Annotated in this window: 11 protein-coding genes; 3 read left to right on the top strand and 8 right to left on the bottom strand. The window is 69.0% G+C overall.

The features are described from left to right. Positions 1-86 precede the first annotated feature (86 nt). The 3 genes from AB0I53_RS31550 to AB0I53_RS31560 all read right to left on the bottom strand — a co-directional run bounded on the left by AB0I53_RS31550 (position 87) and on the right by AB0I53_RS31560 (position 4,061). On the bottom strand, positions 87-1,076 hold the full coding sequence (locus tag AB0I53_RS31550; protein ID WP_358611072.1) for an o-succinylbenzoate synthase: 990 nt from the start codon (positions 1,074-1,076) through the stop codon (positions 87-89). 454 nt (positions 1,077-1,530) lie between these two features. Next, entirely contained in the window at positions 1,531-2,124 is a 594-nt protein-coding gene (locus AB0I53_RS31555) for a suppressor of fused domain protein (RefSeq protein ID WP_358611075.1), read from the bottom strand. 275 nt (positions 2,125-2,399) lie between these two features. Next, positions 2,400-4,061 carry a DNA repair helicase XPB gene (locus AB0I53_RS31560; RefSeq protein ID WP_358611076.1) on the bottom strand — a complete coding sequence of 554 codons (1,662 nt, stop codon included), beginning with the start codon at positions 4,059-4,061 and terminating at the stop codon, positions 2,400-2,402. A gap of 341 nt (positions 4,062-4,402) precedes the next feature. Between AB0I53_RS31560 and AB0I53_RS31565 the strand changes: the two genes are divergently transcribed. From AB0I53_RS31565 to mdlC, 3 genes are all read left to right on the top strand, one after another. Beyond that, entirely contained in the window at positions 4,403-4,999 is a 597-nt protein-coding gene (locus tag AB0I53_RS31565) for a hypothetical protein (protein WP_358611078.1), read from the top strand. Between the two features lie 131 nt (positions 5,000-5,130). Continuing rightward, positions 5,131-5,652, top strand: a complete 522-nt coding sequence (locus tag AB0I53_RS31570; RefSeq protein WP_358611081.1) for a hypothetical protein — start codon at positions 5,131-5,133, stop codon at positions 5,650-5,652. A gap of 95 nt (positions 5,653-5,747) precedes the next feature. Beyond that, positions 5,748-7,343: a benzoylformate decarboxylase gene (mdlC, locus tag AB0I53_RS31575; RefSeq protein ID WP_358611084.1), complete on the top strand. Its 1,596-nt coding sequence runs from the start codon at positions 5,748-5,750 to the stop codon at positions 7,341-7,343. Positions 7,344-7,754: 411 nt separating this feature from the next. Here the strand turns inward: mdlC and AB0I53_RS31580 are convergent, their stop codons facing one another. The 5 genes from AB0I53_RS31580 to AB0I53_RS31600 form a co-directional block, all read right to left on the bottom strand. Then, positions 7,755-8,627 carry an ABC transporter ATP-binding protein gene (locus tag AB0I53_RS31580; RefSeq protein WP_358611221.1) on the bottom strand — a complete coding sequence of 291 codons (873 nt, stop codon included), beginning with the start codon at positions 8,625-8,627 and terminating at the stop codon, positions 7,755-7,757. A 24-nt stretch (positions 8,628-8,651) separates the two neighbouring features. Continuing rightward, on the bottom strand, positions 8,652-9,452 hold the full coding sequence (locus tag AB0I53_RS31585) for an ABC transporter permease (RefSeq protein ID WP_358611087.1): 801 nt from the start codon (positions 9,450-9,452) through the stop codon (positions 8,652-8,654). Then, on the bottom strand, positions 9,449-10,216 hold the full coding sequence (locus AB0I53_RS31590) for an ABC transporter permease (RefSeq protein WP_358611090.1): 768 nt from the start codon (positions 10,214-10,216) through the stop codon (positions 9,449-9,451). Before AB0I53_RS31590 ends, AB0I53_RS31585 begins: the two co-directional genes overlap by 4 nt. Before the next feature lie 10 nt (positions 10,217-10,226). Beyond that, positions 10,227-11,240, bottom strand: a complete 1,014-nt coding sequence (locus tag AB0I53_RS31595) for an ABC transporter substrate-binding protein (protein ID WP_358611093.1) — start codon at positions 11,238-11,240, stop codon at positions 10,227-10,229. 504 nt (positions 11,241-11,744) lie between these two features. Continuing rightward, the gene (locus AB0I53_RS31600; protein ID WP_358611096.1) at positions 11,745-12,764 is read right to left on the bottom strand and encodes an ABC transporter substrate-binding protein; all 1,020 of its coding nucleotides are present in this window, start codon (positions 12,762-12,764) and stop codon (positions 11,745-11,747) included. Positions 12,765-13,040 lie beyond the last annotated feature (276 nt).

The raw sequence follows: 13,040 nt of genomic DNA on the forward strand, positions 1-13,040 counted from the left end.
TGCCCTCAACGGACTCACCGGTCCTCGGAAGGAACCACGTCGAGAGCAGCCGGCGAGTCGCCAGGTAGGGGGCCATGCCAAAAGACTCACGGCTGCGCGAGCAGGTCGTGCACCCGGCGGAGCCGGTCGAGCCAGTAGCGCTGCACGTCGGCCGTCGGCGTAGCCGCCGCGACCAGCGCGGGATCCGGCTCCGGCGGACGGCGGAGCACCGGCAGGTGGCCGTCCACGGGAAGCAGCGAGTCGGCGACGACGTCGCCGTCGAGCAGCGCCACCGTGCCCAGGCCGCAGGCGAAGGGGAGCTCGGGCAGCGCGCCCGCCAGGGCGAGCTGCGCGGCGAGACCGACGCTGCTCTCCACTGCGGAGGACACGACGCAGGGCAGGCCGCAGGCCTCGGCGACGCGCAGCGCGCGGCGGACGCCGCCTAGCGGCGTGGCCTTGATGATCGCCACGTCGGCCGCTCCGGCGACCGCCACGCGGAGCGGGTCTTCGGCGCGGCGGATGCTCTCGTCGGCCGCGATCCGGACGTCCACGCGGCGGCGGACCGCGGCGAGCTCGTCGATCGTCGGGCACGGTTGTTCCGCGTACTCCAGGCCTTCCGCGGCCTTGTCCAGCTCGCGGATGCGGGCGACCGCCGTGTCGACGTCCCAGGCCGCGTTGGCGTCCACCCGGATCGCGCCGCCGGGGCCCAGCGCGTCGCGGACCGCCGCCACGCGCTCGATGTCGTCGCCAGCGGACTGGCCCGGTTCGGCGATCTTGACCTTCGCCGTGCCGCAACCGGACGCCGCGACGATCGCCGCCGCCTTCTCCGCCGGCACCGCGGGCACCGTGCAGTTGACCGGGATGCGGTCGCGCACCGGTTCCGGCCATTCCTCGGTGCACGCCTCCAGGGCCGCCCGCAGCCACGGCACCGACTGCGCGTCGTCGTAGTCCTCGAACGGGCAGAACTCGCCCCAGCCCGCCGGGCCGCTCAGCAGGACTCCGCGCCGGACCGTGACGCCCCGGAACTTGTTGCGCATCGGCAGCGCGTACACCCGAACCGCGTCCAATTCCGCCAGGTCGATCGTCGCCGAGTCCATGGCCTGATCCTTTCAGCCCGTCGTCACCACCGCGCATCAAGGGACGCCGCGGTCACGGTCTTCAGCGGCGAACTGCTCGTCTGACCACACCGTTCCGCCTGGTCAGGATCCGTGCACGTTTTGTGTCGCTGTAGAGCCTGTTTGGGATGTGGTGGTGTGGGGTCGTGGCAGGGCGGATTGTGCCTTCAAAGCGGTGAAGCGAACGGCCTGTTCACCTCGCCTATCGGGACGAACGGGCCGTTCACCCCACACCAGCTGGTGCCCGCCGACGTTGGATGGATGAAGCGAACGGACCGTTCACCTCACCTATCGAGGCGAACAGGTCGTTCACTCCACACCAGCCAACGAGGATGCACCACTGCGCAAACGAGCTCTCAAACAGCCTCTATAGCAGCACAAAACACGCACGGGTCCTGAATGGCGATCCAAACCGCTCACGACAGCCGACCGGCGCTCAGACCACGCTGGGGCGGCCGAGGTCGAAGACGTCCACCTCGAACCGGGCCCACTGCTGGCGCAGCGAGGTGACGCCGTTGTCCAGGATGTAGTTCAGCTCGCCGAGGGTGACCGGCAGCAGCGTGAACACCTGCAGCTGCTCCACCCCGTCCGGATCGGTGAACCTGGTGAATTCCGGCGCGAACAGCGGGTGACCGCTGGCCAGCACCCCGTGGAACTCGGTGCCCGGCAGCAGCGGCTGCTCGTTCGGCACGATCTGGTCCGGCACCAGGTGGGTGCGCTGCTGCACCAGCAGCTCGGCGGTGAGGTCGACCAGGTGCCGGGCGGCCTCGGCCTGCTCCTTGTAGACCGTGCAGGCGAGCTCCTGGGCGGGTTCGGCGCCCAGCGGCTGGAAGCGCAGCCCGGTGCTGATCACCGTGGTCAGGTGGTATTGCTGCAGGTGGAAGAACACCAGCCCGTAGCCGCGGTTGGTGCCGTGCACGTTCGGTGGTTCGGCCCCGGTCGGGGTCCCGGCGTGGCGTTCGAGGCTTTCCGCGAGTCCGACGAACCGGTGCGCGCCGCCCATCGCCGCGCGTTCCTGCTCGGTGGCCATCCGATCTCCAGTATCTTGCTCGACACCGGCATCAGGCCGGCTCGCATGAGCGAGGAATGGCGAAGTTTCGCTCATGACGCCTCCAGCATCTTGCGGGACACCCGCACCTGCGTTCCTCCTCGCGCCCGCAGGCCCGCGGGCGCACCTCGGCCCCGGGGCGACCTGCCTGAGCAGCGATTCGGGTGCTGCGTGCGTTCATCGCAACGGTAGCGGCTGCGGAGCCGAACTCGGACACTTTTGGATGACAGCCGACCGGGTGTGTCCCCCAATTGTCGTCACCCGACGTCCGGGATCGCCGGCCCGAGCAGGTCGTCGGCGTCGACGATCTTGTACGCGTAGCCTTGCTCGGCGAGGAAGCGCTGCCGGTGCGCGGCGTAGTCGGTGTCCAGGGTGTCCCGCGACACCACCGAGTAGAAGTGCGCCTGCTTGCGCTCGGCCTTCGGCCGCAGCAGCCGGCCGAGCCGCTGCGCCTCCTCCTGCCGCGAGCCGAACGTCCCGGACACCTGCACCGCGACCGACGCCTCCGGCAGGTCGATGGAGAAGTTCGCCACCTTCGACACCACGAGCCGGTTGATCTCGCCGCGCCGGAACGCGTCGAACAGCTCCTCGCGCTCCTTGTTCTTCGTCGAGCCCTCCACGATCGGCGCGTCAAGCGCCTCGCCCAGCTCGTGCAGCTGCTCCAGGTAGGCGCCGATGACCAGGGCGGGTTCGCCCGGGTGCCGGTCCAGGATCGCCTTGACCACCGGGGCCTTGGTGCGCGCCGTCGAGCACATCTTGTAGCGCTCGTCGGCGTCGGCCGTGGCGTACTCCAGCCGCTCGTTGTCGGTCAGCGTCACCCGGACCTCGATGCACTCGGCCGGCGCGATCCAGCCCTGCGCCTCGATGTCCTTCCACGGCGCGTCGTAGCGCTTGGGCCCGATCAGGGAGAACACGTCGCCCTCCCGGCCGTCCTCGCGGACCAGCGTCGCCGTGAGCCCGAGGCGCCGCCGGGACTGCAGGTCGGCGGTCATCCGGAACACGGGCGCGGGCAGCAGGTGCACCTCGTCGTAGACCACCAGCCCCCAGTCGCGGGAGTCGAACAGCTCCAGGTGCTTGTACTCGCCCTTGGAGCGGCGGGTGATCACCTGGTAGGTCGCGATGGTGACCGGCCGGATCTCCTTCTTCTCCCCGGAGTACTCGCCGATCTCCTCCTCGGTCAGCGAGGTCCGCTCGATCAGTTCGCGCTTCCACTGCCGCCCGGCGACGGTGTTGGTGACCAGGATCAACGTGGTCGCCTGCGCCTCGGCCATCGCCGCCGCGCCGACCAGCGTCTTGCCCGCGCCGCAGGGCAGCACCACGACGCCCGAACCGCCCGCCCAGAACGACTGCACGGCCTGCTGCTGGTAGTCGCGCAGCGTCCAGCCGTCCTGCTGCAGCGCGATCGGGTGCGCCTCGCCGTCGACGTAGCCGGCCAGGTCCTCGGCGGGCCAGCCGACCTTCAGCAGCATCTGCTTGAGCCGCCCGCGCTCGCTGGGGTGCACCACCACGGTGTCGTCGTCGATGCGCGCGCCCAGCATCGGGTTGATCTTCTTGTGCCGCAGGATCTCTTCCAGCACCGCGCGGTCAAACGAGCTCAGCACCAGGCCGTGCGCCGGATCGTTGACCAGCTGCAGGCGGCCGAAGCGGCCCATCGTCTCGACGATGTCCACCAACAGCGGCTGCGGCACGGGGTAACGCGAGAAGCGCACCAGCGCGTCCACGACCTGTTCCGCGTCGTGCCCGGCGGCGCGCGCGTTCCACAGCGCGAGCGGCGTGATGCGGTAGGTGTGCACGTGTTCCGGGGCGCGTTCCAGCTCCGCGAACGGCGCGATGGAGGTGCGGGCCTCGTCGGCGAGGCCGTGGTCGACCTCCAGCAGCAGGGTCTTGTCGGACTGGACGATCAGGGGTCCGTCGGTCACGGGTGCGCAGCTCCCTCGGGTCGGACGGCTTCTTCGCAGGTGATCAGCGGTGCCGGTGGCACCGGCCGGACTCCGCACCCAGTATTCCACCGTCGCCGTTATCACCCGTTCGGGCACTAGTGGCGATACGGGCTCGGCTAAATTGCTCTCTGCGAACAAAAAACGGAGGAGCAGTGAGTTATCCACCGCAGGATCCGTACGGATCGCAGTCTGGACCGTACGGATCGCAGTCGGGCCCCTCGGGGTCCTATCCCTCCGGGTCGTACCCGTCGGGCCAGTACCCGCCGCCGAACGCCTCGGACGACTTCTGGCGCCACGTCGCGGGCAGCCAGCCGCCCTCGATGCCGCCGAAGAAGAGCCGCACCGGCCTGGTCATCGGCCTGGTCGGCGCCGGTGTGGTGGTGGTCGTCGGCATCGTGGTGACGATCATCCTGCTGGCGGTCAACAGCGGCGGCGGCCGGACCGAAGCCGGCCCCACCACCGACCCCACCACCGACCGCACGGCCGAACGCACCACTGAGCGCACCACTGAGCGCACCACCGAACGCCCCAGCAGCGGGTTCGAGGCCGGCAGCTGCGTTTCGCTGGTCAGCGAGAAGGGCGGCGCGATGAACGCCGCGAGCTGCGGTTCCGCGGATTCGGATTACAAGATCGTCGACGTCGTGGATGGCAACAACCGGAGTGCCTGCAACGACGACTACACCAACGTCGTCGACGGCAAGACCTACTGCATCGAGCTGGACGTCAAGCCCGGCGACTGCCTGACGGCCTTCAACCAGGCCGACGACGTCGTGCCGCTGAAGATCGATTGCAGCACGGCCGAGGACCAGGTGACCCGGATCGCCAACGGCACCGACCCGAAGACCGCCTGCGTCGAAGGCGAGGGCTACTACGTCTTCCAGGAGCGCACCGTCTGCTTCGGCGACGTTAAGAGGTGAGCGGTCGTGAGCGCCCTCGTGCGCTCACGACCCCCGGATTCCTCCTAAAACGGACCATTTCCGCTGATCGGCAGTGGTCGGCGCGCGATTTCGGCTAGGTTTGCGCGGCTAGATCGTTTCCGGAGGAATCCATGAGCCATCCGCCGCGAAGCCGGGCCGGGAAGGTGGTCGGCAGCGTCGTCTACGTCGGCGTGCTCGCCATCGGAATCGCCATCGCCATCGGCGCCTACTTCACCTTCAGCGCCGACCGGCCCGAGGCCGGGGAGTGCGTGGACATCACCGACGCCCACACGGCGGATCCCGGCTGGCGGCAGGCCGACTGCGGCAGCGCCGAATCCGACTTCCTGATCGCCGAGGTCACCGCGGGCTCCGCGGAGTGCCGGCCGGGATACGCGACGGTCAGCCGCGAAACCCGGCGCACCAGCGGGATGCGGTTGTGCCTGGTGCCGGACGTGGCGGTCGGCGACTGCCTGCGCGTTCCGGTGGCCGGTATCGAGACCAAGGTGAGCTGCGGCGAACCCGGCGCGAACGAGCGCGTCACCGGCGTGGCGTCGAACACCGCCGGCGCGGCGGCGTGCCCGCCCGGGACTGGCCGGAGCACGGTTTACCCGGATCCGGCGCGGACGGTCTGCACAGGCCCTTCCGCACAGTGACAAAGACGATCTGGTTCAGCGGCCTTCGATGTGATGTCGTGTCAGGGCAACCCCGCAGGTGAGCGGGGTTGTTCGCACGATGAGGGAGGGCTTCGATGCGCAGCGAGGACCGCACGGTCCGTGACATCACCCGGGGATTGATGCGGGAACTCGGGCTGACGACCGTGTTCGGCAACCCGGGTACGACCGAGGTGCCGTTCCTGACCGGATGGCCGGACGATTTCCGCTACGTGTTGGGCCTGCAGGAGTCCGTGGTGGTCGCGATGGCCGACGGCTACGCGCAGTCCCGCCGGGAACCGGTGCTGGTCAACCTGCATTCCGCCGGGGGAGTGGGGCACGCGCTGGGCGCGATCTTCACCGCCTACCGCAACCGGACGCCGATGATCATCACGGCCGGGCAGCAGACCCGCACCCTGATGTTCGACGAGCCGTTCCTCGGCGCCACCGACGCCGCGACCTTCCCGAAGCCCTACGTGAAGTGGAGCTACGAGCCGGCCCGCGCCGAGGACGTACCGGCGGCCCTGGTGCGCGCCTACCAGCTCGCGACGACCCCGCCGTACGGCCCGGTCTTCGTATCGATCCCGGCCGACGACTGGGACCAGCCCGGCGTGCCGGTGACCGCCCGCCCGCGCACTCCCGGCTTCGCCCCGGACCCGGCCGCCGTCGCCGATCTGGCCGAGGCGCTGCGCGGCTGCGAGCGCCCGGCGTTCGTCGTCGGCCCGGCGGTGGACGCCGACGGCGTGGTCGCGGATCTGGTGGAGCTGGCGGAGAAGACGCAGGCGGCGGTCTACGTGGCGCCGATGTCGCCGCGCTGCTCGTTCCCTGAGGACCACCCGCAGTTCGCCGGTTTCCTGCAGCCCGAGCAGCGACTGCTTGGCGAGGAGCTCGCCAAGCACGACCTCGTCGCGGTGTGGGGCGCGCCGGCGTTCACCTACCACGTGTACCGCGGCGAGAACGAAGCCGAGCTGCCCGAGATCTTCCTGGTGCACGACGACCCGGACGTGCTCGCCCGGGCCCGGCGGGGCCGCGGCGTGCTGGGCACGCTGGCGCACTCCGTGCGGCAGGTCAACGGCCAGGTCGAGGCGCAGCAGCGGAGCGCGCCGACGAGCTACGCGCGGCCGGCCAAGCCGACCGCGTCGACGCCGATGACCGCGGCGTACGTCTTCGACACGATCGCCGAGGTGCTGCCCGCGGACACGGCCGTGGTGGAGGAAACTCCCAGCCACCGCAACGACTTGCACGAGCACTTCCCGATCCGGTCCACCGACGGCGGGTTCTTCACCGGGTTCTCCGGCGCGCTCGGGTACGGCATCGGCGCGGCGGTCGGGGTGGCGTTGGCGGACCCGTCGCGGCGCACGGTCGCGCTGATCGGCGACGGCTCCAGCATGTACGGGATCCAGTCGGTGTGGTCGGCGGTCCGCGAGCAGGCGCCGGTCACGTTCGTGATCATGGACAACTCGCGGTACGCGGCGGTGGCGGTGCTGGGCGAGGCGGCGGGCGGCGACAAGCTGCCGGGCGTGGAGCTCGGCGGCATCGACTTCGGCGCGCTGGCGACCAGCCTGGGCTGCCCGGCGAAGCTGGTGCAGACGCCGGCGGAACTCGACGCGGCACTCGCGGAGGAGTTCGCCGGCAAGACGGGCCCGACCCTGCTGCACGTCAAGGTCGACCCGGGCCAGCGCTACCTGTACTGATCCGCCTGGTCGGGCCCCGTGTGTACTTTCTGCTGCTATAGAGCCTGTTTCCAAACTCGTCCTGCGTAGTGGTGCGGGTGGCGGAACCTCAGAGGTCTTCTCGCTGTGGGATCCCCGACACACGTATGTCCAATACGTCGCGTCGGGGCTGTCCTCGCGAGAAGACCTCTGAGAACCCGCGGCGGTGCCGGTTGCGAGGGTGGGCTAAGCGGCTGCGCCGCTTCAACGACAAAACGCCCGCGTTACCACATCCGCACGTCACCACATCCAAAACAGCTGCTATAGCGACACAAAGTACACACGGGCCGTGACCTGCGGAACCATTCGTCCACATCGGACCGATGGGTCTTGGGTGAAGCGCGAAGGGCGCCTCTCGCCGAGCAGATCGGCAAGAGGCGCCCTTGGGCTTCGTCAGTTGCGGGCGTCGGCCTTCTCTGCCTCCGCCTGCTCCGCCGCAGCCCACTGCTTCGCAGTGGACTCCACATCGGACTCCGCCGGAGCGGCGTCGGCCGCCGCCGGGGCGTGGGCGCTGCGGACGTCGAGGAGGCGGGCCACCTCGCTGCGGAGGTGGACGAACGTCTCCGACTCGCGGGTCGTGATCTGGTCGCGCTCGTCACCGAGCGGGATCTCCAGGTCCGCCACGATCGACGCCGGGGACTTCGACAGCACGAAGACCCGGTCCGACAGGTAGATGCTCTCGTCGATGTCGTGGGTGACCAGCAGGACCGTGCTGTCGAACTGCTTGCGGACCCGCAGCAGCAGGTCTTCCAGCTCGAAGCGGGTCTGGGCGTCCACCGAGGCGAACGGCTCATCCATCAGCAGCAGCGCCGGCCGGCAGGCCAGCGCCCGGGCGATCGACACGCGCTGCTGCATGCCGCCGGAGAGCTGCCACGGGTACTTCTTGGCCGCGGCGCTCAGGCCCACCCATTCGAGCACCTCGTCGGCCCGGCTGCGCCGCTCCGCCTTGCTCAGTCCCCTGGAGCGCAACGGGAATTCGACGTTGGACCGCACCGACAGCCAGGGGAACAGCGATCGGCTGTAGTCCTGGAACACGACGGCCAGGTCCTCCGGCACGCCGTTGACCGCGTTGCCGCCCAGCTTGACGTCGCCGGTGGTCGGCTTGATCAGGCCGGAGATGGAGCGCAGCATGGTGGACTTGCCGCAGCCGGACGGGCCGACGATGCAGGCGAGCTCGCCGGTGCGCACCTGGAACGTCAGGTCGGCGATGGCCTGGTGGCCGTTCGCGCCGCCGTAGCGGTGCCCGAGCCCGGAGACGTCGAGCATGATCTTTGTTTCGGTCATGGAAGTTCAGCCTCCGACTACTTGGTGCGCCTGCGAGGGTTGCCAGCTCAGCGCGCGGCGCTCCACCACGAGCAGCAGGGTGTTGAGCAGGTATCCGAGGATGCCCAGCAGCACGATGCTTGCCCACATCGCGGGGAAGTCGAACTGGCGCTGGTCGAACATCAGCCGGTAGCCGATGCCGTTGGTGGAGCCGACGAGCTCGGAGACGACCATCAGCACCAGCGACAGCGACAGGCTCACCCGCAGCCCGGCGAAGATCTTCGGCGTCGCCGCGGGCAGCACCACGCCGAAGACCCAGTGCGCGCGCGGGATGCGGAACGACCGGGCGGTGTCCACCTTGACCTGGTCGACGGAGCGGACCCCGTCGACGGTGTTCAGCAGGATCGGCCACATCACGCCGAAGACGATCACGGTGATCTGCATCTGCGTGCCGATGCCCAGCAGCACCAGGAAGACCGGCACCAGCACCGGCGGCGGGATGGCCCGCATGAACGCCATCAGCGGCCCGAAGTAGTCCAGTGCGGTGCGGGAGCGGCCGAGCAGGGTGCCCAGCGCGACGCCGAGCACCACCGCGATGAGCCAGCCCGCGGCGATCCGCCCGAGGCTGGCCAGCAGGTCGGAGAACGCCTCGTCGGTGAGGAACAGCGACGAGGCCGGTCCGCTGAACCACTTCTCCGCGGCCGCGCCGACGATCTGTGTCGGGGACGGGAAGAACGGGCTCTGCGCGGCGCGGGTGAGCAGCTCCCAGACCACGATCGCGCCGATGAAGACCACCCAGCGCTGCAGGAATCCGCGCATCTTGTTCACGCCGCCTCCCGATCGACCGCGCTCCACCGGAGACCGCGCTTGTGCACCTGTTCCAACGCCTCGTTGATGAGGTAGCCGACGATTCCCGCCACCAGCGTGCCGGCCAGCACCAGGTCGATCCGGCCGGCGCCGGTGCTCGCGTCGAGCACGAAGTTGCCGAGGCCGATGCCGCCGCCTGCCAGGAACTCGGTGCTGACCACCAGGATCAGCGCCACCGCGGCGGACATCCGGATGCCGGTGAGCACGAACGGCGCCGCGTTCGGCAGCGCCACGGTGAACATGATCCGGCCCCGGCCCAACCCGAAGGAGCGCGCGGTGTCCACCATGACCGGGTCGATCTCGTCCAACGCGTAGATGGTGTTGAACAGGATCGGCCACACCGCGGCGTAGACCGCGAGGGTGATCTTGGTTTCCGGGCCGGCGCCGACCAGCACGATCGCCAGCGGGATCAGCGCCACCGACGGGATCGGGCGGAGGAACTCGATGATCGCCCGGGTCGCTACCCGAACCCAGCGGATGCTGCCGAGCAGCAGCCCCGCGGGCACCGCGATGGCGATGGAGATGCCCAGCGCGATGGCCCAGGCCAGCACCGTGGCGATCAGGTCGAGCAGGAAGCCGCGATCGCCGAGCAGTTCGGCGAACTGGGCGAGCACTGTGGACGGTGGCGGAAAGTATTGCTGGGGGACGATTTCGGAACGGCTGAAGGCTTCCCACAAGACCAGGAAGCCCAACAGGCCGACCAATCCCCGGAGTGTTTTGGTCATTTCCCCGAGTTCAGCTCTGCGGCGGAGCGAAGATCATGCTCGCCACGTCGATTTCCTTGTCGATGTAACCGAATTCCAGCATCAGCCGCGGAATGCGCTGCAAGCGGGTGGCGTCGGCGCGGGAATTCATCTTCAACAGCGTGATGATCGCCGCAGTCTCCTTGTCGATCTTGGCGAACTCCGGAAGCAACGGCTCGATCTTGCTGCGGTCCTGCGCCTCGGTGACGGCGCTGTCCATGGCGCGCTGGAATGCCGCGACGGTCTTGGGGTTCTCGTCGGCGAACTTGGCGGCCGACACGTAGCCGCCCAGCGGCAGGTCCTCCAGCGGTCCGGTGGCGGTGTCCACCACCGGGATGGCACCGGCGTCGCGGGCGGACAGCGTCAGGAACGGCTCGACCACGAACGCCGCGTCGACCTGGTTGGTGCGCAGCGCGTTGGGCATGTTGATGAACCCCAGCGGCATCCAGTGGACGCCTTCGAAGTTCACGCCGTTGGCCTTCATCGAGGCCTTGACCAGGAGTTCGGAGATGGTGCCGCCACCGCTGATCGCGATCCGCTTGTCCGCCAGGTCCTGCGGCGAGCGCACGTTGGAGTTCGGCGAAGACATGATCATGCAGGTGTTCGGCGTGCTCGATGCGCAGTCCGCGACGATCTTCAGCTGCGCGATTCCCTTGGCCTGGGCGGCGAAGATGGGCACGTAGCTGCTGAAGGTGATGTCGTAGTCGCCGCCGATGGTGCTGTTCAGCGCGGTGGCGCCGTCGGGCGCGTTGATGATCTCGACCGTGAGGCCCTCGCGCTGGAAGTGGCCGTTCTTCACCGCCAGGTGCAGCGGCGCGAGTTCGCTGGTGGGCAGCGCGCCGATCTTCAGGTGCGCCTTCTCGACCTGGGCGTTGCCGCCCTGCTGCTCCTCTGATCCGCCCAGGAGTCCGCAACCGCTGGTGCCCATCAGGGCGCCTGCCGTGACCATCCCGCCGGCGAGTTTCAACAGGTTGCGGCGTGGAAGGGCGCGGGGAAGGGAACTCATCTGGATCCTCCTGGCATCGGGGTGCGGTGCGCGTGTTCCGTTGTGCCGTGCGCCGGGAGTGGTACGGGTCGGCGTCGACTTCCGCTGCCACGGGGTGTTGCTGGTGCGGGGTGGCCAGCGTCGTCGCGATGATGACCCGGGAGGAAAGGCGGGTGAAGCAACGACTCCGGGCGCTGTGGTGCCGCGTCCCGGCGGCGGTGCGTCGTTTCTCCCGGTGCGGTGGCGGGTCTTGGTGCCCCGAACTGTAGAAGGTCGGACCACATGCGACAACCAGGCGTAATTAGCTCGTTGTCACCAGTCACTCAGAAGCGTGTCGTGATTCACGCCACCCGGACCAAGGCTCGGGGCGAATTGTGACGGTGAGCTGAATTTCGCTGGGCAATTCGAGCGAACGCGGAATGTCGTCTGGACCAACGGCTCGCTCCGCCTGGCCAGCTAGCCGTGCGTGTTTTGTGCTGCTATGGCGACACAAAACACGCACGGGCGGCGCGACCAGCGAGAACGTCAGGCCTGCGGCGGCGCCGCGATCATGCTGGCGACGTCCAGGTCGGTGGTGATGAAGCCGAAGTCCTTCATCAGGCGCGGCACCCGCTGCAGGCGGGTGGCGTCGGCGCGCGAGTTGAACTTCAGCAGCGTGATGATCGCCGCGGTGTCCTTGTCGATCTTGGCGAATTCCGGAAGCAGCGGCTCGATCTTGCTGCGGTCCTGCGCCTCGGCGACGGCGCGGTCCATCGCCCGCTGGAACGCCGCGACGGTCTTGGGGTTCTCCTCGCAGAACTTCGCGGTCGCCCCGTAGCCGGTCAGCGGCAGGTCCTCCAGCGGACCGGTGGAGGTGTCCACCACCGGCACGGCGCCGCTGTTGCGGGCGGCCAGGGTGAGGAAAGGCTCGGTGACGATGGCCGCGTCGATGTGGCCCTGCTGCAGCGCGGCGGGCATGTTGATGAACGGGACCGCCAGGAACTCCACCTCGCCGTAGTCCACGCCGTGGGCGGACATGGTGGCCTTGACCAGCAGCTCGGTGATGGTGTTGGGGCCGCTGATCGCGATCTTCTTGCCCGCCAGGTCCTGCGGCTGGTGGACCTTGGAGTTCGGCGAGGTCATGATCACGGTCGAGTTCGGCGTGGCCGACGCGCAGTCCGCGACGATCTTCAGGTCCGCGATGCCCTTGGCCTGCGCCTGGAAGAACGGCACGTAGCTGCTGTAGGTGATGTCGTAGTCGCCGCCGATGGTGCTGTTCAGCGCGGCGCTGCCGTCCGGGGCGGTGACGATCTCGACGGTCAGACCCTCCTGCTGGAAGTAGCCGTTGCGGACGGCCAGGTGCAGCGGGGCGAGGTCGTTGATCGGCAGCGCGCCGACGCGCAGGTTCGCCTTCTCCACCAGGTCGTTGCCGCCGCTTTCCGCCTGCGATCCACCGAGGAGCCCGCAACCGCTGGTGCCCAGCAGCGCACCAGCGGTGACGGCGCCGCCGGCGAGCTTCAGAAGACTCCTGCGTGGCAGGGAGCGGTGGGCGAGGGCGGGGCTCATCTGTTCCTCCTTGCATCGGGCGCGACGTGGAGCGGTGGCTGCGGTGGGGTGTCGGTGGCGCAGCCGTACCGAGACGGCGCGGATTCACCCCGCGGGAGGTCCGGGAGATGCGTTGGTGCACAGTGGACTGAGCCACGAAACGGGCGAGTCCCGTCGGTCACGTGCGCCGGGGCGTTTCGACCCTTGTGCGAAGTTTTGCGTCTCCCGGGCTGTGGCGGGGTGCGGGTGCCCCTGAACTGTAGAACGTTGAACTAAACCCGACAACTGGGCGTAACT

Source organism: Saccharopolyspora sp. NPDC050389 (genome assembly GCF_040655595.1).
Lineage (GTDB): Bacteria > Actinomycetota > Actinomycetes > Mycobacteriales > Pseudonocardiaceae > Saccharopolyspora.